Raw genomic sequence first — 18,586 nt, forward strand, 5'->3', positions numbered from 1 at the left:
AGCGGGACTCCGGCCGCCGAGGCGACTGTCCACTCAGGACACTGAAACTCACCGGCCTTGAAGCGGACCGGCCCGTCCACCGCCGATGAGGGATCCGATGTCGGTCACCGGTCCCTCGTCACCTGTGAACAGCGGGCCCATTCCCAGCTCGGCTCCCGCTCGCTGCCACCACCGTGCCTGCGCGCTGGTTTCGAGATCACCGGCGAGCACGGTGATCCCGGCCTGACGAACCAGCGCGATCATGGTCCTCGCCCCGGCGAGGACCATCGATTCCTTGTCGACGGCTTGCCACATGAGACGAGAGTCGAGGCGTATGGCGTGCACCGGAAGGTCTTCCAGTAACGCCAGCTCGCCCGGCGTCACGCCGAAGTCGTGCAGTACCACTGCGATCCCCAGGTCGGCGAGCAAGCGCGTGTTGTCGACGATCTCGTGCCCGGCCACGAGCAGTGCCCCGGCCGGCAGGCCGAGCCACAACCGGTCGGGAGTCGGCGCGGCGCTGTCGAGAATTTCCCGGATCGTCTCGGCCAGCCGAGGATCGGCCAGCTGGTTCGGTGTGAGTGGTACCAGCAGCGGCATGTCCGCGCCGCCGCCCGCGGCCTTGTCCGTCCAGCCACGCCTGACCAGCCACGCGCCGAGCGCGCCGATCAGCGCGGTGCCCTCGGCGAGCTCGAGATACCGTTCCTTTGGCAGTAGTCCCAGTTCCGGATGTTCCCACCTCAGCCGCGCCTCGGCCCCGACGATCTCGCCGTCGGCCAGACGTACCAGCGGCTCGTAGCCGATGCCCAGCTCGCCGTTCTCCCAGGCGCCGGGCATGGCGGCCACCAGGCCGATGGACTCCCTGGTTTGGTTGTCCCATACCGGGTCGTAGCGCTCCCACCGGCCAGGTCCCTTGCTCTTGGCCCGCCGCATCGCCAGATCCGCCGAACGCAACAACTCGGCTGGTTCGACGTTGCGGGGAAGGTCTTCGACCACGCCGAAACTCGCCGTCACCGCCAGGCCCTTTTCGTCGATGTAGACCGGCTCCGACAGCGTCTCGTTGATCCGCTCGATCATCGTGACGATGTCCGGCGTGCTCGCCGAATTCTCGATCAGAATGCCGAACTTGTCGCTCTCGAACCGTGCGACCATCGCGTTCTCACCCGCCACCACGGACCTGAGCCGTTCCGCGACGGTCCGCAGCAGGCTGTCTCCCGCCTTCCTGCCGAGACCATCGGTGACCAACGAGAACCCGTCGAGATCCACGTGGTACAGCGTCGCCGGATTCGGCAGGTGCAACACGTGCTCGAGGTGCGTGCTGAAGAACTGCCGGTTCGGCAGACCGGTGAGCATGTCATGCAACAACTGGTGTCGCAGCTGGTTCTGCAGGAGCGCCAACTCCGCGTCGTCGGTCACGATCGTCACGTAGCCGTGCGAATCGCGCAGGAGCGAAGCGGTCAGCGTGGCCTGAAACGGGTCGCCGTCCTTGGTGACGAAGCACGGGCGTGATCGCAGCCGGTCGATCTTTCCGTCCTGGAGATCGCGGTAGCCGTCCTTCAGGAGCTGCCGATCCGCCTCTTTCACGAAGTCGAACAGGGTGCCGCCGTCGACCTCGCTCGACGCCCGGTCCAGAATCCGGTGCAGGGCAAGATTCGTGCGGATGAGCTGGCCCTCGAGCCCGGTGACCGCGATCCCACTCGGCGAACCGAGGAAGATCTCGTCCAGTTGGGCTTCACTGGCCCGCCACTCACGCTGCGACTCCCGGACCGCGTTGAGCAAAGCCTGGTCACTCGTGTCCCGCTGTTCGACGGCCGCGGAACGGATCGCTTCCACGTAACCGGACGCCAGCGCACCGAGCAACCTGGCGACGCGCTCCGGTAGCCGATCGGCGGAGGCTGAATCCGCCGGCGCCAGCAAGGCGGCGGCGAGCACGTCCACCGTGCACTGCAGGCTCGTCTTGCCGACACAGTGCAGCCGAACGAGCTCAGCGCCGACCTCCGCCGCGCTCTCAGTGGCGGGCCGGTCCCCGGCCACCGCCTCGAGCAGCCGATCGAGCAGGCCGAGCAATTCTCGTTCGATCTGGTCGTGCGACAAAGGGAGATAAGTGGTGCTACTGACGAGATAGGCCCATTTTCGCGCGACCTTGACGCGTTCCCGCCGCGACGCGAGAGGCTGCGTTCCGGCAGGCCGCTCCTGCCCGCCGGAAGGTAGTGGCCTGGTCATGACGATCGACCCCTTGATCTCCGTGTCCTCGACCGGCCACTCGCGCCGATCCGGCTTTTCGCCCGAAGCCGGTCAGGGTACGGCAAGCCCACCATAGGGTGATGCTCTAACGGATCTTCCTGGCGACGCCACCGTGGATATGCGAATCGATTTCGGGATTTTCCGAAATATCGCCCGCTCGGCCTGCTTCGCGTCGTCCCGATCGACTTGGAAATGTGCGCGCCCCCGGTGGATAGTCGCGTTTTCGGGCGTCATCCGGCCTCGTCATGCCGATTTCCCGGAGGAACCCGTCCTGATTCTTCGTGGCGTCGTCACCACGTGGCTCGTTCGCCGTGAGGCGAAAAGCCTACTCGCTACCGCCGAGTCGCGGCTGGTCCATCGGTGTGACGGCGCATCAACCGATAGGGTGCTGGAGATATTTCCCGACGGTCCCGAAGTTGGTGAATCGCATTCTCGTCGCCAGGGAACCGACCTCTCGAAAGTCATCATCTTCGACAGTCGCCGATCGCCCATCGTTGTCAGCGTGGAAAATCGCGTTTCCCGAAAGAATCTTCAATGACGTCGAAAGCCGCTGTCAATTCATGCCGCGAACCGCACATTCGGCCGATGCGCCGCCCTACGATTAGCGGCGTTCTCAGCGCGGCAGCCGACTCCCCCAGTACTAGGCACGGCTTCGTTCTTGGCGCGCCGGCACCGCGTCCAGCACAAGCTCCACGGTGGCAAGGAAACTCTCACGGGTGAAGCCGACGGGTTCGATGCGGCGGCCGTAGCGGGCCAGCGCGGGAAAGTCCGCCGGGTCTGCGCCCAGGGTGGTCACGCGGAAGGTTTCCAGTCTCCGCTTCTGTTCGGCCGGGCCGCTGGATCGGCCGGCCGCGTGCGCGGAGATCAGGGACACGGACAAGGTCACCAGCCGGTGGTACCACTCCGGGATGAGCTCCTCGGGAACCCCGGCGTCGTCGAGGGCTTGCAGAGTCTCCTCGATCACCAGCTGGCTGCCGGGCCCGCTGCCCGGGTAGTGGCTGGCGTCCTTCGCGAGCTGCGGCAGCGCGGCGTAGGCGTCCCACGAGCGCAGGATCAGGTCGACGAGCCGGGCACGCCAGGTTCCCTGCCGCTGGTAGCCGTGCATGGCCTGGACCAGCACGTGGTCCACGATCGCGAGCATCAGGTCGGTGCGGTTGCGGAAGTGGCGGTACAGGCTGGAGGAGTCGGTCCCCAGCTCGGCGGCCAGTTTGCGCATGCTGAACGCGTCGTCCCCCGCGGAGCGGGAGATCAGCTCCACGGCGGCATCCAGGATGGTCTGTTCGCTCCACCGCTGACGCATGGCAGCAGCTTAGACCAGCGGAGCGAGCACTCCGCAGCTGACGACAGCGGCGTTGCACGCAACGTTGCACGCGGTGCGTGCAACGTGGTTCGATGAGGCCATGACCGAACTGCACGAGCTGGCCGCCCTGCGGAACGGATTCGACATCGACCCGGGTGTGCGGAGCCGACGCGACGACGGCGAGGTGTACCGGGTGCGGTCGCCGTTGGGACACGAGGCCACCCTCTTCAGCCGCTATGCCGATGTCCGGGCAGTGCACGGCGACGCGGAGCGCCTGCGGCTCGACGCGATCGGACCGTCGCCCGGTCTGGCCGCGGCGGGCGTGGACGACGAGCAGATGAAGCGACGTCGCGCGGGGCGGCTGCTGATGCTGGATCCGCCCGAGCACACCCGCCTGCGACGGCTGCTGACCGCGACGTTCACGGCCCTGCGTGCACAGGCGATGGCTCCGCGGATCCAGGCGATCGTCGACGCGTGCCTCGACGCGATGGAGGCCGCCGGTCCGGCCGCGGATCTGGTTTCCGTGTTCGCGCTTCCCGTGCCTTCACTGGTGATCTGCGAACTGCTCGGGGTGCCCTACGCCGACCGGGCCGACTTCGGCGCGCGCAGCAACCGGCTCTTCGACACGACCATGGACCCGCGGGAACGGCTGCGGCTGGACGCCGAAGCTGACGCCTACATGCGCACGCTGGTCGCGCGGCACCGGGAGAATCCGGGAGACGACCTGCTGAGCCTGTTGCTCCGCGAGCACGGCGCGGGCGCGCTCTCCGATGACGAGCTGGTGGGCCTGGCGGATCTGCTGCTGATCGCCGGCCACGAGACCACGGCGAACGTGATCTCGCTCGGAACGCTCGCGTTGCTGCGGCACCCCGGCCAGCTCGCGCTCGTCCGCGACGATCCGAGCGCGGTCGAAGACGCTGTCGAGGAGCTGCTGCGCTTCACCTCGGTCCTGCACGCCGGCTTCGTCCGGGTGGCCGTCGAGGACACCACGATCGGCGGGCATCCGGTGCGGCGTGGCGAACACGTGGTGACCTCGCTGCCCGCGGCCAACCGTGATCCGGCGTTGCTGGATGACGGGGACACCCTCGACGTCACTCGCGCCCGCTGCCCGCATGTCGCCTTCGGTCACGGTATCCACCACTGTCTCGGCGCGACGTTGGCCCGTCTCGAACTACAGCTGGCGCTTCCCGCGTTGCTGCGGCGATTCCCCGGGTTGCGCCTTGCCGATCCCGCCGCGGCACCCGACTTCAAGGACCGCGCGCTGATCCACGGCCTGCGGTCCCTGCACGTGACCTGGTGATCATTCCGAAGGGAACGACGTTGACCATCGACGGACAGCCGTCCGCCTTTCCTGACCATCAGCAAGTGGTGCAACGGTTCGGGGACCTCGCACCGGACGGCACGACGAGCACGGTGGCGCTGGCGCGCCTGTTCGAGTACCCCCGGGTCCGTCTTCGCTTCTCCCGCTTCGAAAGGCTCGTGGCCGACGGCGGGTTCGGGCCCTTCCACATCCTGTTCGTCGGCCAGCGGGTCGAACGGCGAGCGGCGTTCGGCGAGACCGGCGCGACCCTCCGGATCGGCACCGGTATCCGGGCGATCGGCCGGACCTCCTACACCTACGGTCAGGGCATGTTCGCCGACGGACAGCTCGTCGCCACGGCCGGCGCCACCATCGTGCTCGCCGACAGGTCCGGGCCGCTTGCCTTACCGGACGAACTGCTGGCCGATCTCGAGGAGCTGCGGCTGCCGGAAACAAGTGCGGCAGCCACGGCGAAACCCGATCCACGCCGCCGCGAACGGGACTACTACCCCGCCACGTCCGCTGTCCGCGCCCGCGTCGGGGACGTCGACCTCAACCGGCACGTCAACTACATCGCCCAGCTCGGCTTTTACGACGAGGCGATCGCGTCCCACGCACAGGGCCTCCTGGGAGACAGCGCCGTCAAGAAGCTCCCTCGGTATCTCCCCTGGCGATACGAGGTGAACTACCTCGGCGAGGTCCTCTACCCCGGCACCTACGACATCGGGATCGCCGTCGGCGGACACGACGAGCACACCGTGCACTACGAACTGGGACTGTTCGACGGCGGCCGATGCCTGGGGACGGCGGACGCCTCCGCACCGCGCGGGGCGCTTTCCCTGACAGGGCGACCGCCGGGGTAGGTGAATCCGGCCTTGGCGCATGGCAGCCCTGGTCCACCGGCAGTAGGTTGCTTCAGATGGTGATCAAGGAACTGCCGCAGCCTGAGACGGGCCCCCTGACGTTGGAGTACCGGGAGGGCCGCCCGGTACTGATCGTGTCGGGCGGCAGCCCCATCCCGGAAAGGATCGAGGTGGAGGACTCCGACGGCCGCCCGGTCGGGGCCTACACGGCCGGCGAGCCCGCCAGTGCACCGCGGATCGCTCCGAATTACCTGACGAACGTGGTGACTCCGTGGTTCACCCACCCCGAATAGCGGGCGGGTTCAGCCGGCGAGAGCTTGGGTGATCTGGCGGGTCGTCTGCGCGGCGACGCGCGGATTGACTGCGGCGTAAGAAGTATAGGCATTCAACCCGGTGGCCAGGGCCCAGCCGCGACCGCGGGTCCAGGTGGCGTCGTCCACGTCAAGAGTGGTGCGGAAGGTGGCTCGCGTTTCGGCCGACATGAGGGTGAAGGCGATGATCAGGTCGCGGGCCGGATCGCCCATGCCGAGTTCGCCGAAGTCGATGACAGCGCTGAGGCGGCCCTTGCTCGTCAGCAGGTTGCCGGTGTGGAAGTCGCCGTGGAACCAGACCGGTGGACGATCCCAGGCCGGGGCGGCGAGCGCCGAGTCCCACAACTCGCCCATCGCCGCGGCGTCGAAGGCGTCACCGGTTTTCGTGATGGCGGATCGGGTCGCCGTGTCCCGTGTGGACAGTGGCTGACCGGTGAGGTCCTCGGTCGTTTCGGAGTCGAACCGGTGGAGTGCGGTCAGGAACTCGGCCAGCGCGACAGCGGCCTCGTGCGAACCGGAGAGAGCATCGACGGTCGCCACCTCGCCGTCCAACCAGCGCGACACCGACCACGGCCACGGATAGCCGAAGTCCGGCTCTCCCACCCCCACCGGTACGGGGACGGCCAGGGGCAGGTGCGGGGCGAGCCGTGGCAACCACTCGGCTTCCTTCCTCGCCTGCGTGATCGCACCGGCGTGACGAGGGATCCGAACGGACAGTTCCTCGCCCAGCCGGTAGATCACATGGTCCGATCCGGCCGGGGTGAACCGAAGCAGCGGCAACTCGGCCCACTGAGGGAACTGCGTATCGACCAGACGCCTCGCCAGCGCGGCGTCGATCGCCGGGGTTGTCTCGACGGTCAAGAACAGCTCCTGTGGGTAGGCCGTGGCTGTCGGCAGCGTGTCATGGCCTCGCGAGGTGTTCAACCAGGTTTCACTTCAGTCCGCGTACCTCGGTCAGGATCGCTCCACGGAAATCGGTTCGCACGAGTTTCGCGTTGGTGAAATCGGCGTTGGTCAGGTCGGTCTGGTCGAGGCTGGCGTCGGTGAGGTCGGAGTCGGAGAAATCAGCCGTGGTCAGGCTCGCGCGGGGAAATCGTGCCTGGACGAGAGCCGCCATGTGGAGTGTCGCGCCGTCGAGCCGGACGCCGCGGAGGTTCGCGCCGGTCAGGTTCGCGCGAACAAGGACCGCTTCGGCGAGGTTCGCGCCCGAGAGGTGGGCGGACGCGAGCGCGCTTTCCTCGAGGTCGACCTTGGCCAAGCAAGTGCGCGCCAGGTTCAGGACATCGATGTCGTGGTCGACGGTGCGACGGCCGATGACGGTGATCGCGGCTTGGACATCGGTCGGCGGTTGATAAGCGGGAGTCGGTCCGGGACAAGAAGTACTGGGTGCGTGACCGCGGATGAAGCCGGTGAGGACTTCCATGATGGTGGGGTGATCGCGGCGCGAATCGCGGGCAAGCCGTTCGAGGGCGTAAATCCCGCCCAGCCTCACGTCGAGTTTGTCCGACCCGAGTTGCTCGACGGCTTTGCCGAATCGGTCGGTGAGCTGACCTTGTTCGGAGAGCGCGACCTGATTCTGGGTGGTCCGCAGGGATTGAGCGGTGAACCACAGGGCCGCGACGGCGGCGACAGCCGTGAGCAGTGAACCCAGTTTGAGCCAGCCATCCCAGCCCAGCAGCCTGGAGAAGCCACGTGCCGGGCGTTGCCGGGATCGCGGTCGCCGAATTCCGGCAATCCTGTGCGGAGATCGATGCTTCGAAGTGAGCGGCACTCGTTCGATTCTGCCGAAGTCCTTGCCGGATGTGGACAATGACGCCGGGTGGCACTCGATCGGATGTCTCCGCAGACGCGCTACAAGCTGGGCGACGGGACTGGATACCAGACACCGAACCACTGCTCGGCGCCATATTCCTCGAACCGCTCCACTTCGGCGAAACCCAGTTTCTCCGCGACACGCACCGAGCGGTCGTTGGCGATCTGGGTGCAAAGCACCACAGGCTCACCGGGAACCGCGTCGGCGAACCAGTCGAGCGCCGCCGCGCAGGCCTCGGCGGCGTACCCGTGTCCCCACGCCTGCGGTAGGAACAAGTAGCCGAGCTCCGTCTCCCCCGCCTCCGGGCGGGGGAGACCAGGGCGCTCCGCGTCACGCTGATCGAGCGTGATCATGCCGATCATCGCGTCGTCGAGGTCGACCACGAACAGGCCGGGACGCCGCCCGGGAATCTCAGGTCGCGTGCGCTCCAGCTCCTCACGCGATTGAGCGCCACCGATGTAGGTGCCCACTTCGGGCGAGGCGAACAAGTCGATGAACACCGCACGATCCCGCGCCTCGGACTCGCGGAGCACGAGCCGCTCGGTCCTGATCGGAGCCGGTGGCCAGGCGACAGAGCCGAGGTCGGTCATGGCAGGCAACCTAGCGCACGCTAGCTCGGTGGCTGCTGAACCGGCGGGTTGGGCTGCGGCTGGCCGGGCTGAGGAGCTGGGAACCCCGGCTGTGCGGCCATCGGGTACTCGAAGGACCCGGGGTGCGGCGCCGGGCCGGGTCGCCGGTGCTGACGGCCGTGCTTGACGACCGCGATCGCGACCAGGAGCCAGGAAAGCAGCGAGGCGAGTTCGAGTGGGATGCCGACGCCCATGAAGACCAGGCGGATCTCGTCGGCGGTGAGTTCGCCCGCCCAGGACGAGAGGTTCGCCACCACGAACTGCCACACGATGCTCGCGACCGTCGTGAGGAGCAGGACCGCGAAGGCGCCCACCATCAGGCCGGAGACACCCCTGGAGCGTCCTTTGATCGAAAAGATCAGGCCAAGCAGCCCGACCACGAGCAGCAACACTCGCGGGACGGCTTCGATGCTCGTGTACGCCAAGGGGGACATGCGCGCCTTCCATAACTCTCGCCGGGGATCGAGACGTCTGGCCGGACAGATCCTATGAGGTGGCAACGCTCCGCGTGGCATGTTCGGCGAAGATCGCTCCCAACACCTTCGCTGAGTCGGTTTGAACCGGTGCGTTTCCGGACATCCAGTACACCGACCGTGAGGTGGCGATCGGATGGAAACGAACTTCGGAGAAGCGGCCCTGCAGGGCCTCCAGCGGTATGTGCGCCGGGTGAACGAGGAGCTGGGCCTGCAAGGCGAAGCGTTCTACACGCAGGCCGAACCGACGGTGAGCGCGTACATCGCCTTGGAGCGGCGGCTTCCCGACCGGCCGGACCGCGATGTGGCGCTGCTCTGGACAGAGCGGCACGGATGGGCGTTGACCATCGAGACGCACGCCGGCGAGGAACTCGTCGTCGCCGGTTACCTCACCGCCGAGCCACTCCCCGCGCCCCGGGTCGTGGCCGAGTTCGCCCAGGGGCTGCTCTCGGGCGAACGCTCGCCGCGCCCCGAGCCGCCGCCCCTGTTCGACGGCGGGGCGGATTTGGCGCACCGGCTGGCGGCGTACCCGAAGCCCGCCTTTCCTCGGGGTGGGTGAGCGTCTCGTCCCGCGCTGCGGCCCCAGGTTCCGGTGGGTGATGATGAGGCCGGAGTCGGCGGAACGGAGGTGGCGACGGTGGACGGTCGGCGCCGGGAGCGGTTGTGGCGGCTCGTCATCGACCACGGGGCGGATCGCGCCCCGGACACCGGATGGGTCGGCGTGGTCTGCGCGGTCGCCGTCGAGGAGCTCGACGTCGACGGGGCGGCGGTCTCCCTGCGATTGCGGGATCACGACCAAGAGCTGGTCGCCGCGGACGGACCTTGGGCCACGTCTCTGGAGGAGCTGCAGTACACGGTCGGTGAAGGCCCCGGTGTCGAAGCCTTCACCGTCGGCGATCCCGTACTGGTCGACGAACTCGCCGCCGACGAGCAGCGCTGGCCCGGATTCGCCGACGGCGCGGCGGCGAGCGGGGTCGGCGCGGCGTTCGCCTTCCCGCTGGGGGTCGGCGCGCTCCGGCTCGGCACCCTGGATCTCTACCGTCGCGAACCCGGGACGCTGAGCCGGGAGGGCTTGGGCGACGCGCTCGCGCTGGCCACCATCGCCACCACCGCGCTGCTGACCGACAGCAACGGCGGGGAAGACGCGCACGCGCGCTGGGCGCGGCCCGACGTCGCGGGTCACTACGACGACGTGAACGTCGCGACCGGGATGCTGGCCACCGAGCTCCGGATCAGCCTCGAAGACGCCTTGGTGCGGTTGCGCGCCCACGCCTTCAGCCACCGGCTTCCGGTGACCGAAGTCGCGCGGGCGGTGCTCAACCGGCAGTTGCGCCTCGAGTCACCCCAGGAGTGAGCGACCCGGTCACTTCGCGGGCAGCACGCGGCCCCGCACCTCGCCGAACCCGATCCGCGCGCCGTCCGTGCCGGGTGCGGTCCCGGTGATCACGACCTCGTCACCGTCGAGCAGGAAGGTGCGCTCCTCCCCCTTGACCGTGAGCGGTTCCTTGCCGCCCCAGGACAATTCGAGGAAAGCGCCGCGCTGGTGCTTCTCCGGTCCGGAGATCGTCCCGGAGCCGTAGAGGTCTCCTGTGCGCGACGAAGCGCCGTTGACCGTCAGGTGCGCGAGCATCTGGGCGGGCGACCAGTACATCTCGCGGAAGGGCGGACGGCTGACCTCCTCGCCGTTCCATTCGATGATCAGGTCGATGTCGAGGCCCCACGGTTTCCGCTCCTGCAAATAGGGCAGCGGCAAGGGATCCGTCTGGCCCGGCAGCGGGATCCGCGCGGCCTCCAGCGCCAGGATCGGTACCACCCAAGGGGAGATCGAGGTCGCGAAGCTCTTGCCGAGGTGCGGGCCCAGCGGGACGTATTCCCACGCCTGGATGTCGCGGGCCGACCAGTCGTTGAGCAGGACCGCGCCGAAAACGTGGCGGGAGAAGGAATCCGGGGAGATCGGGGTGTTCAGCGGGGTTCCGGTGCCGACGACGAAACCCATCTCCGCTTCGATGTCCAGCCGCGTGCTCGGCCCGAACACCGGCGCGACGTCGGCCGGGGTCTTGCGCTGACCGCTCGGGCGCACGACGTCCGTGCCGGAGACCAGGACCGTGCCGGAGCGTCCGTGGTAGCCGACCGGGAGGTGCTTCCAGTTGGGCAGCAACGGTTCCGCGTCGGGGCGGAACAGCCTGCCGACGTTCGAAGCGTGGTGCTCGGAGGCGTAGAAGTCGACGTAGTCCGCGACCTCGATCGGCAGGTGCAGGGTCACCCGCGCGACGGGATGGACCGCGCCGTCGGGGATCTCGCCGGTGATCAGCTCGCGGATCCGCTCCCGGACGGCCACCCAGCGGTCGTATCCCTGTGCCATGAACGGGTTCAGCGTCGGCGCGGCGAAGACGTCGTCGCCGAGCGCCTCGGCCAGGTCGAGGACCGAGTCGCCGACACGGACGCCGACACGGGGGGAATCGCCGTCGACGGAGAACACGCCGTAGGGCAGGTTGCCGATCCCGAACAGGGAATCCGCGGGAATGTCGATCGTGGTCATGCCTCTCCTCGGGGCGTCGCGAGCAGGCCGAGTCCGGCCAGTTCGGTCAGGGGGTCGGTGATGCTGCAGGTGCCGAACGACGTGAAGCCCGCGCGGGCGGCGGCGGCACGATCCGCGTCCAGCGCCCGGAGGCGGTCGGCGACGACGGCGCCGTCCCGCTCGGCGAGCAGGGCTTCGGGGTCGCCGTCGGCATGGAGGACGGCGTCGGTGGCCAGCAGCAGGTTCAGGAATCCGTGCTGTTCGAAGCCGGTTTCCTGATCGGTGTTGCGGAGCGCGTGGTGCAGCCCGGCGGTGGCCTTGAACGGGACACCGGCCCCGGTGGCCGCCCGGACGGCGGCGGCGAGTTCGGCTTCGCCGGGGTACAGCTCGGCACGGACACCACCGGTGCGGAACTTCGCGCGGTGGCCGGTGCCGGAAAGGGCGGCCAGCAACGGGAGGCGCCGGTCGTCACGCGGGATCTCGACGTAGACCGGCGCGGTGGCACCGGAAATCGTGGCGAGCAGCTCGTCCGGTCCCATTCCGTCTGGGACGGCGATTTCGAGCGCGTCGAGACGCACCGGCAGCGCGTCGACGGCCTTGAGCACGCCGTCGAGCTGTTCGGGGCCGCCCGGCAAGGTCACCGCGACCGCGAGCGGGGTGGCCCGCTCGCGCAGGACCTCGGCGAGGTCGTCGAGCGCGGTGACGGCGACCACGAGCGGTCCGACGAGGCCCGAGTACCAGGCGGAGACGTGCTCGTCGTGCGCCAAGACGGCGTCCGGCAGTGGGGCAAGGCCCGGCGGGAACACCGCGGCGTCGTCGCACAACCCGGCGAAGAGCGCGGGAATCCGCCCGACGTCCACCATGGGTCTCCTCCTCGCCGATTTAGTTCACACTTTTACTACTCTTCGGGCAGCGTAGTCCGGTCTTGCGGGTGACGGGAAGGGTCCGATGGAGCCTAGTTGCGGCTCCGGGCGCCGAACTCCTCGCGGCTCGTGATCAGTTTCCCCAGCAGCATCACGAGGATGCGCTGTTCGGTCTCGGTCAGCGCGTTCGTCCACCCGAACTCGCGCTCGTTGTGCTCGCGGAAGACCGAGACCATCTCCTCTTGCCCGGCCTCGGTCAGCGACAGCTGCACCGAACGGCCGTCCCGCTCGTCGGGGGCCCGGTGGAGCATCCCCTCCGCGACCAGTGTCTTGACCAGGTTCGACACCGCCGCCCGGCTCATCCCGGTCAGCCGGGCCGCGCTCGTCGGTTCGAGCGGCCCGGCGAGCCAGACCACGAACAGCAGCCGGAACGCCGACCAAGACCGGCCGCGCGGCCGGTGCACCGCGGCTTCGAGGTCGTAGGTCACCAGGTCCGAGGCGCGGTTGAGGGTCAGCAGCACCTCGGTCGCCAGCTGGTGCCGGAAGCCGTACTCCTGCGCGAGCCGCCGGTTCGCCAGTGCCACGAACGACCAGAAGTCCCGTCCGGCCGTGTCCCCGTCTTCCATCGCCGAACACTAACCCCGAACCTCGAAAATGGTCAAAGTCGAAAGTAGTTTCGCACCCCTGGAGATTCATCCATCCCCCAGCCGTGATCATGGACATTCCTCCATGGCGGGCGCACCACGATCACCGGTTTGCTGAAGGCATGAGCAGAACGGAAGTGGCCCCGGGGACCGCCAAGGCCGTCCGGGTCACCGCGGGAGACCTGGTGCGGGTGATCGACGTCGACGGAGGCCAGGTCGGTGACGTGTTCGCGTTCACCGGCAGCGGGAACGAGCACCACAGCGCGGCGCACACTCGCGCCACGAACGACAGGCTGTTCCCCGCCGTCGGCGAGCCCTTCGTGACCGACCGGCGCCGCCCGATCCTGACCCTGGTCGAGGACACCTCCCCCGGTGAGCACGACATGCTCATCCCGGCCTGCGACCCGGCCCGCTACGCCGCGCTGGGAGCCCCCGGTCACCGGTCCTGCGCGACGAACCTGCTCGAAGCGCTGCAGGAAACCGGCCTGGTGTTCACCGGTCCGACTCCTCAGCCGATCAACGTCTTCATGCGCATCCCGGTCGGCGAGGACGGACGGCTCAGCTGGCTGACCGCGTCTTCGCGGCCAGGCGACGCGGTGACCCTGCGGGCCGAAATGGACTGCGTCGTCGTGGTCTCCGCCTGCCCGCAGGATCTCGTGCGGATCAGCGACGCCGGACTCTCCCCGCTCGCCATCGAAATCGTCCACAATGGAGGAAACCAGTCATGACCACCACCGTCGGCCACACCCACCCCGCGCTGGCCCCGATCACGCTCGGCGGTCTCGCGCTGCGCAACCGCTACGCCGTCGCCCCCATGACCCGGGTCTCGGCCGGCTCCGACGGCACCCCGACCGGCGAAATGGCCGACTACTACGCCGAGTTCGCCCGTGGCGGCTTCGGCCTGGTGTTCAGCGAGGGCACCTATCCCGACACGGCGGCCAGCCAGGGGTACCTCAACCAGCCGGGCCTCGCCCGGGACGAGCACGTCGCGGGCTGGCGTGTGGTCACCGCCGGAGTCCGCGCGGCGGGCGGCCGGATGATCGCCCAGCTCATGCACGCCGGGGCGATCTCTCAGGGAAATCCGCACCGGGACCACACCGTCGGCCCGTCGGCCGTCCAGCCGCTCCGGGAGATGATGCCCGCGTACGGCGGTTCCGGGCCATGGTCCGTACCCCGTGAGCTGACCGTCGCCGAGATCGACGACATCGTCGAGGGGTTCGCCGCCGCGGCCGTGCGTGCCCGCCTGGCCGGGTTCGACGGTGTCGAGGTGCACGCCGCCAACGGCTACCTGCTGGACCAGTTCCTCACCGACTACATCAATCAGCGCACCGACGAGTACGGCGGCCCGGTCGCGCACCGGATCCGGCTGACCGCCCGCGTCGTGACCGCCGTCGCCGAAGCCGTGCCGGATCTGCTGACCGGGGTGCGGCTGTCGCAGACGAAGGTCAACGACTTCACCTATCGCTGGCCAGGGGGCCGCGAAGACGCCGAGGTGATCTTCGCCGCTGTCGCCGAGGCGGGCGCGGACTTCCTCCACATCGCCAGCGAGGGCCGGAACTGGCTGGAGACGGCGAAGCTGCCCGACGGCGGCACCATCACCGCCCTCGCCCGGCGGGTCACCGCTCTGCCGGTGATCGCCAACGGCGGGATGCACGACCTCGAGCAGGCACACGAGGTGCTCGCCGGCGGGCACGCCGACGTGCTCTCACTCGGGCACGGCGCGCTCGCCAACCCCGATCTGCCCGCCCGCGTCGCCGCGGCGGAACCGCTGGAAGAATTCGACCGGGCGATGGTCTCCCCGACCGTCACGGTGGCGAACGCGCGCCGCTGGCGGGAGAGTCGGCAAGCGTGACGGAAACAAGCTGGCACGGCGGCGCGGCCGCGGTGGCGACCCTGACCTTCGACGTGGACGCGGAGTCCCCGATCCTCGCGCGAGGGCGGGGCTACGCGGATCACCTGTCGACCATGTCCCATCAGGCGTACGGGCCCCGGGTCGGGGTGCCGCGCATCCTCGGCCTGCTCGACGAACTGGCCGTACCGGCGACGTTCTTCGTCCCGGGCTGGGTCGCCGAACAGCGGCCCGGCCTGGCCGCCGAGATCGTCGAGCGGGGGCACGAGGTGGCGCACCACTCCTACAGCCACCGGCCGCCGACGACGATGACCGCCGCCGAGCAGCGAGCCGATTTCGAGCGGGGCATGGCGGTCTTCGCGAGCCAGGGCATCGAGATCAGCGGGCACCGGGCGGCGGGCTGGGAGTCCACTTGGGACACTCCGGGGCTGGTGGCCGAGCACGGGCTGAGCTACGACTCGTCGCTGATGGCCGACGACCGGCCCTACCTGATCGAAACCGGCGCGGGCCGGATCGCCGAGCTCCCCGTGCACTGGTCGCTCGACGACTGGGAGCAGTACGCGTTCCTTCCCGCGCCCCAGATCGGATCGGTGATCACCTCTCCGGTGCGGGTGCTGGAGATGTGGCGCGCGGAACTGGACGCGATGCGCCGCTACCGCTGCCTGTTCAACCTGTGCCTGCACCCGTTCCTGTCGGGCAGGCCGGGACGGCTGGCCGCCGTGCGCGAGCTCGTCGAGTTCGGGCTCGGCCTCGGTGACGTCCGGTTCGCCCGGTGCCGGGACGTGGCGGCCGCGGCGCTCGCCGACCCGGCCCTGCCTTCGGAACCCTTGCGGCGCCTCGAAGTCGATCCTGCGGTCTATCCGGACTGAGCGGCCTCCAGCGCCAGGAACAGGTCGACCCGGTCCGCGGTCCGCCCGACGTCGCGGCCGGTCAGCTCGGTGACCTTCGCCAGCCGGTTGCGCAAGGTGTTGACGTGCACGAACAGGGCCGCGGCGGTGGCCGCCCATTGGCCGTCGTGGTCGAGGAACGCCCGCAGGGTCGTCTCCAGGTCACCGTCGCGGGCTCTGTCGTGCTCACGCAGCGGGCCGAGCAAGGCGTCGGCGAAAGTGTGCCGCCACTGCTCGTCGTGCGACTCCAGCAGCAGCCGATAGCTGCCCAGCTCGGCGAAACTCGCGGCCACCGGTCCGCCGCGCCTGCCGCGGAGCACGCGGCAGGCTTCGCGGCTGCGCGACAACGGCGCGCGCAGTTCGGCCGCGCCGGACACGGGATCGGCCAGCCCGACGACCACTCGCGCGCCGGAGAACCGATGCGACACCGCGGCCGCCAGCCGGGGCGCGAGCGCGGCGGGCGCGTGCGTTCCCGACCGCCAGGGCAGGACAGCCACGACGTCCCGGCTGCCCGCCGCCACGACCGCGGGCAAGCCGTCCGCCAGCAGGAAATCCGTCACGGCCTCCGCCATCCCCGGCAGGGTCGCGGTGGCGTCGTCACCCGCGAACGCCAGCGCGAGCACCGCCAGCGGCCCGTCCGGGTCGACGCCGAAAGCCCGCAACCTGCCGGGCACCTCCGCGGCGCGCTGCGCACCGGAAAGCACCATGTCCAGCAGCTCGACGGCGAACCGCATCTCGATGGCCTGCACCGCCTGGTGCCGGGCCACCTCCAGGCTGAGGTAGCGGGCGGTCTGCTCCAGCGCGTCCCGCTCCCCCTGCGTCAGCTCGGCCGCGGGACGCAGGCAGAGCAGCACGGCGTCCGCGTCCCCGATCGCGCCGACCGGGAACAGCGCCGCCCGCGTCCCCGCTCCGAGGTCCGCTTCCAGTGGCGGCGGACGCCTGGCCAGGGCTTCCGCCGCGGCACGCGACTGGCCGGCGTCCAGGTCGGCACCGGCGGCCGCCAGCTCCCGGCCCATCCGGTCGACGACCGCCAGCGGCAGCTCGTGTTCACGGCGAAGGACCTCGAGCACCCCGGAAGCTCCGGCGCCCCTCGACAGCGCCGAGGTCAGCTCGTCCCCTCGGCGCACCAACGACATCAGCGCGTTCTGCCTGCCCCTGGCCTGGATCGCCGCCGCCGCGCGGGTGACCGCCGTGAACGGCACCGCCACCGAGATCTCCAGCAGGGGCAGCCCGGCTTCCCGGCACGCCTCGGCGAGCTCCGGCGGAGTGTCACGCTGCTCCACGCGCAGGCCGAAGATGATCCCCGCCGCTCCCGCGCGGACCACCCGCGCGACGAAGTCCGCCGGGCCGGTGCGGTCCAGCCACAGGCCGTTGGTCAGCACGACCTCGTGTTCCCGCACGTACGGCGCGGGATCGGGCAGCTCGGTGTTGTGCACCCACAGCACCTGGTCGGCCAGTGCCCCGTCGCGGCCGGGGACGACCACCCGCAGTTCGAGATCGGGATCCTCGACCAGCGCCGCCAAGCTCAGCATGACTGTGAATATATCCAGTGAAGCAGGGTCGCTATGGATGATCCGCCATTTCATCGGTTTTTCATGATCGCTGATTAGCGTGCCTCGAAGACCCTTCAGGATTCGAGGAGATCCACTGTGACGGCAGTTTCACGCACGATCGCCGAGCGCTACACCCTGCTCGAGAAGCTGGGCGGCGACGGGGTGGCCGTGCTGTGGCGTGGGGAAGACGGCACCGACGGCCGTCAGGTCGCGATCAAGGAACTGGTGCTTCCCCCGCTGGACGAGGCCGCCCGCGCGGTCGTCGTGGAACGGCTCCAGCGTGAGGCCGGTGTCGCGGTGGATCACCCGTCGGTGGTGCCCGTGCACGACGTCGTCGTGACGGACGGGGTGCCGTACCTCGTGATGGACCCGGTGGAGGCGCGGACGCTGGAAGAGGTGACCTCTTCCGGGCCGCTGCCGCCGCGGTTCGTCGCCGACATCGGCAGGCAGGTGCTCGGCGCGCTCGCCGCCGCGCATACGGCGGGCGTCGTGCACGGGGACGTCCGGCCCGCGAACATCCTGGTGTGCCCCGACGGCACGGTGAAGCTGACCGGCTTCGGGATCGCCGGCGCCCTCGACCCGTCCGGTTCACCCGCCTTCCTCGCCCCCGAACGGATCGCGGGCCACGAAGGCACTCCCCACTCGGATCTCTGGTCGCTCGGCGTGACGCTCCTCAGCGCGAGCGAAGGCGTGAATCCTTTCCACCGGGTGAACATCGCGGCCACGCTGTACGCCGTCGTCAACGAGCAGCCTCCGTTCCACCGGACGCACGGGCCGCTGGCGGACGTCATCCGCGGGCTGCTGGCGAAAGCGCCGCAAGCGCGCATGCTGCCGGACCACGCGCTCCCGCTCCTGGCACAGGCCGTGAGCGGGGTCGAAAACCCCGCGCCGCGGCCGCCTTCTCCCGGGATCGCCATGCCTTCGGTGTTCGCGGTCCTGGCGGGGGTGGCGGGCATGGTGCTCGGCTTCGCGCTGCTCGCGAACGCGATGCTGATGCACCAGGCGTACTACTTCTTCCACTTCTCCGAGCTGTCGATCATGGTGGGAGACTTCAGCTTGATCCTCGCCGGGGTGGCCGCGGTGGCGGGCGGCGCGAGCCTGCTCGCCAGGGTCCGGGCGGGACAGATCATGCTCAGTGCCTCCGCGCTGCTGACGCTGATCTCCACCTGTCTGCTGACCTTCATCGGCGATGACCGGGTACACCTCGGCCTTCCGGTCCAGCCCGGTTTCACCGTGGATCTCCTCATCCTCGTCTTCGCCCACGTCTTGACGATCGCCGTGTGGTTCGTCCCGGTCCGGCGATCCACAGTGGACCGTCCTGCTGTGGGCTGATCCGCTCACAGCAGAGAAAACGGCGGAGGAC

At 69.3% G+C, this 18,586-nt stretch carries 20 protein-coding genes; 10 read left to right on the top strand and 10 right to left on the bottom strand.

Going from position 1 to position 18,586, the window contains the following annotated elements; genetic code table 11:
- Positions 1-48: 48 nt before the first annotated feature.
- Both ACZ5IK_RS33335 and ACZ5IK_RS33340 read right to left on the bottom strand, forming a co-directional pair.
- The gene (locus tag ACZ5IK_RS33335) at positions 49-2,199 is read right to left on the bottom strand and encodes a putative bifunctional diguanylate cyclase/phosphodiesterase (RefSeq protein ID WP_465491349.1); all 2,151 of its coding nucleotides are present in this window, start codon (positions 2,197-2,199) and stop codon (positions 49-51) included.
- Positions 2,200-2,860: 661 nt separating this feature from the next.
- Positions 2,861-3,520, bottom strand: a complete 660-nt coding sequence (locus ACZ5IK_RS33340) for a TetR/AcrR family transcriptional regulator (protein ID WP_465491350.1) — start codon at positions 3,518-3,520, stop codon at positions 2,861-2,863.
- A 100-nt stretch (positions 3,521-3,620) separates the two neighbouring features.
- Here ACZ5IK_RS33340 and ACZ5IK_RS33345 point away from each other — a divergent pair, with 100 nt between their 5' ends.
- The 3 genes from ACZ5IK_RS33345 to ACZ5IK_RS33355 are packed head-to-tail and all read left to right on the top strand — an operon-like array spanning position 3,621 to position 5,976.
- On the top strand, positions 3,621-4,820 hold the full coding sequence (locus ACZ5IK_RS33345) for a cytochrome P450 (protein ID WP_465491351.1): 1,200 nt from the start codon (positions 3,621-3,623) through the stop codon (positions 4,818-4,820).
- Between the two features lie 20 nt (positions 4,821-4,840).
- Complete coding sequence (locus ACZ5IK_RS33350; RefSeq protein ID WP_465491352.1) at positions 4,841-5,683, top strand: acyl-CoA thioesterase; 843 nt, start codon at positions 4,841-4,843, stop codon at positions 5,681-5,683.
- A gap of 56 nt (positions 5,684-5,739) precedes the next feature.
- Positions 5,740-5,976, top strand: coding sequence for a hypothetical protein (locus ACZ5IK_RS33355; RefSeq protein ID WP_465491353.1), 237 nt, complete (start codon positions 5,740-5,742; stop codon positions 5,974-5,976).
- Between the two features lie 9 nt (positions 5,977-5,985).
- Here ACZ5IK_RS33355 and ACZ5IK_RS33360 read toward each other — a convergent pair whose 3' ends face one another.
- Entirely contained in the window at positions 5,986-6,855 is an 870-nt protein-coding gene (locus ACZ5IK_RS33360) for an aminoglycoside phosphotransferase family protein (RefSeq protein ID WP_465491354.1), read from the bottom strand.
- A gap of 70 nt (positions 6,856-6,925) precedes the next feature.
- Positions 6,926-7,417: a pentapeptide repeat-containing protein gene (locus tag ACZ5IK_RS33365; RefSeq protein ID WP_465491355.1), complete on the bottom strand. Its 492-nt coding sequence runs from the start codon at positions 7,415-7,417 to the stop codon at positions 6,926-6,928.
- Positions 7,418-7,426: 9 nt separating this feature from the next.
- On the opposite strand from ACZ5IK_RS33365, the gene ACZ5IK_RS33370 reads away from it, so the two are divergent.
- Positions 7,427-7,639 carry a hypothetical protein gene (locus ACZ5IK_RS33370; RefSeq protein WP_465491356.1) on the top strand — a complete coding sequence of 71 codons (213 nt, stop codon included), beginning with the start codon at positions 7,427-7,429 and terminating at the stop codon, positions 7,637-7,639.
- A gap of 206 nt (positions 7,640-7,845) precedes the next feature.
- On the opposite strand, the gene ACZ5IK_RS33375 is transcribed toward ACZ5IK_RS33370, so the two are convergent.
- Entirely contained in the window at positions 7,846-8,397 is a 552-nt protein-coding gene (locus ACZ5IK_RS33375) for a GNAT family N-acetyltransferase (RefSeq protein WP_465491357.1), read from the bottom strand.
- Positions 8,398-8,417: 20 nt separating this feature from the next.
- On the bottom strand, positions 8,418-8,870 hold the full coding sequence (locus ACZ5IK_RS33380) for a hypothetical protein (RefSeq protein ID WP_465491358.1): 453 nt from the start codon (positions 8,868-8,870) through the stop codon (positions 8,418-8,420).
- Between the two features lie 175 nt (positions 8,871-9,045).
- On the opposite strand from ACZ5IK_RS33380, the gene ACZ5IK_RS33385 reads away from it, so the two are divergent.
- Entirely contained in the window at positions 9,046-9,468 is a 423-nt protein-coding gene (locus ACZ5IK_RS33385; RefSeq protein WP_465491359.1) for a DUF6292 family protein, read from the top strand.
- Between the two features lie 78 nt (positions 9,469-9,546).
- Entirely contained in the window at positions 9,547-10,263 is a 717-nt protein-coding gene (locus tag ACZ5IK_RS33390) for an ANTAR domain-containing protein (RefSeq protein ID WP_465491360.1), read from the top strand.
- Between the two features lie 9 nt (positions 10,264-10,272).
- Here ACZ5IK_RS33390 and fahA read toward each other — a convergent pair whose 3' ends face one another.
- The 3 genes from fahA to ACZ5IK_RS33405 all read right to left on the bottom strand — a co-directional run bounded on the left by fahA (position 10,273) and on the right by ACZ5IK_RS33405 (position 12,916).
- Complete coding sequence (fahA, locus tag ACZ5IK_RS33395) at positions 10,273-11,448, bottom strand: fumarylacetoacetase (RefSeq protein WP_465491361.1); 1,176 nt, start codon at positions 11,446-11,448, stop codon at positions 10,273-10,275.
- Positions 11,445-12,290: a hypothetical protein gene (locus ACZ5IK_RS33400; protein WP_465491362.1), complete on the bottom strand. Its 846-nt coding sequence runs from the start codon at positions 12,288-12,290 to the stop codon at positions 11,445-11,447. Before ACZ5IK_RS33400 ends, fahA begins: the two co-directional genes overlap by 4 nt.
- A gap of 92 nt (positions 12,291-12,382) precedes the next feature.
- Positions 12,383-12,916 carry a MarR family winged helix-turn-helix transcriptional regulator gene (locus ACZ5IK_RS33405; RefSeq protein WP_465491363.1) on the bottom strand — a complete coding sequence of 178 codons (534 nt, stop codon included), beginning with the start codon at positions 12,914-12,916 and terminating at the stop codon, positions 12,383-12,385.
- A 140-nt stretch (positions 12,917-13,056) separates the two neighbouring features.
- On the opposite strand from ACZ5IK_RS33405, the gene ACZ5IK_RS33410 reads away from it, so the two are divergent.
- From ACZ5IK_RS33410 to ACZ5IK_RS33420, 3 genes are read left to right on the top strand one after another with little or no spacing between them, the layout of a single operon-like run.
- Positions 13,057-13,662 (top strand): DUF1989 domain-containing protein, encoded by a 606-nt coding sequence (locus tag ACZ5IK_RS33410; protein WP_465491364.1) that lies wholly within the window; start codon positions 13,057-13,059, stop codon positions 13,660-13,662.
- On the top strand, positions 13,659-14,786 hold the full coding sequence (locus tag ACZ5IK_RS33415; protein ID WP_465491365.1) for an oxidoreductase: 1,128 nt from the start codon (positions 13,659-13,661) through the stop codon (positions 14,784-14,786). Before ACZ5IK_RS33410 ends, ACZ5IK_RS33415 begins: the two co-directional genes overlap by 4 nt.
- The gene (locus tag ACZ5IK_RS33420) at positions 14,783-15,652 is read left to right on the top strand and encodes a polysaccharide deacetylase family protein (protein WP_465491366.1); all 870 of its coding nucleotides are present in this window, start codon (positions 14,783-14,785) and stop codon (positions 15,650-15,652) included. The genes ACZ5IK_RS33415 and ACZ5IK_RS33420 overlap by 4 nt, the downstream gene beginning before the upstream one ends.
- Here ACZ5IK_RS33420 and ACZ5IK_RS33425 read toward each other — a convergent pair.
- Positions 15,640-17,202 (bottom strand): PucR family transcriptional regulator, encoded by a 1,563-nt coding sequence (locus tag ACZ5IK_RS33425; protein ID WP_465491367.1) that lies wholly within the window; start codon positions 17,200-17,202, stop codon positions 15,640-15,642. The two genes, ACZ5IK_RS33420 and ACZ5IK_RS33425, sit on opposite strands and share 13 nt — an antisense overlap.
- A 117-nt stretch (positions 17,203-17,319) precedes the next feature.
- On the opposite strand from ACZ5IK_RS33425, the gene ACZ5IK_RS33430 reads away from it, so the two are divergent.
- Positions 17,320-18,555 (top strand): serine/threonine-protein kinase, encoded by a 1,236-nt coding sequence (locus ACZ5IK_RS33430; RefSeq protein ID WP_465491368.1) that lies wholly within the window; start codon positions 17,320-17,322, stop codon positions 18,553-18,555.
- Positions 18,556-18,586: the final 31 nt, after the last annotated feature.

Source organism: Amycolatopsis sp. NPDC031561, assembly GCF_055580625.1.

Excerpts from the sequence above, each read along its gene's own strand:
- ACZ5IK_RS33335 (WP_465491349.1), bottom strand. The coding sequence starts at position 2,199 with ATGACCAGGCCACTACCTTCCGGCGGGCAGGAGCGGCCTGCCGGAACG.
- ACZ5IK_RS33340 (WP_465491350.1), bottom strand. The coding sequence starts at position 3,520 with ATGCGTCAGCGGTGGAGCGAACAGACCATCCTGGATGCCGCCGTGGAG.
- ACZ5IK_RS33345 (WP_465491351.1), top strand. The coding sequence starts at position 3,621 with ATGACCGAACTGCACGAGCTGGCCGCCCTGCGGAACGGATTCGACATC.
- ACZ5IK_RS33355 (WP_465491353.1), top strand. The coding sequence starts at position 5,740 with ATGGTGATCAAGGAACTGCCGCAGCCTGAGACGGGCCCCCTGACGTTG.
- ACZ5IK_RS33365 (WP_465491355.1), bottom strand. The coding sequence starts at position 7,417 with ATGGAAGTCCTCACCGGCTTCATCCGCGGTCACGCACCCAGTACTTCT.
- ACZ5IK_RS33375 (WP_465491357.1), bottom strand. The coding sequence starts at position 8,397 with ATGACCGACCTCGGCTCTGTCGCCTGGCCACCGGCTCCGATCAGGACC.
- ACZ5IK_RS33380 (WP_465491358.1), bottom strand. The coding sequence starts at position 8,870 with ATGTCCCCCTTGGCGTACACGAGCATCGAAGCCGTCCCGCGAGTGTTG.
- ACZ5IK_RS33385 (WP_465491359.1), top strand. The coding sequence starts at position 9,046 with ATGGAAACGAACTTCGGAGAAGCGGCCCTGCAGGGCCTCCAGCGGTAT.
- fahA (WP_465491361.1), bottom strand. The coding sequence starts at position 11,448 with ATGACCACGATCGACATTCCCGCGGATTCCCTGTTCGGGATCGGCAAC.
- ACZ5IK_RS33400 (WP_465491362.1), bottom strand. The coding sequence starts at position 12,290 with ATGGTGGACGTCGGGCGGATTCCCGCGCTCTTCGCCGGGTTGTGCGAC.
- ACZ5IK_RS33405 (WP_465491363.1), bottom strand. The coding sequence starts at position 12,916 with ATGGAAGACGGGGACACGGCCGGACGGGACTTCTGGTCGTTCGTGGCA.
- ACZ5IK_RS33410 (WP_465491364.1), top strand. The coding sequence starts at position 13,057 with ATGAGCAGAACGGAAGTGGCCCCGGGGACCGCCAAGGCCGTCCGGGTC.
- ACZ5IK_RS33415 (WP_465491365.1), top strand. The coding sequence starts at position 13,659 with ATGACCACCACCGTCGGCCACACCCACCCCGCGCTGGCCCCGATCACG.
- ACZ5IK_RS33425 (WP_465491367.1), bottom strand. The coding sequence starts at position 17,202 with ATGCTGAGCTTGGCGGCGCTGGTCGAGGATCCCGATCTCGAACTGCGG.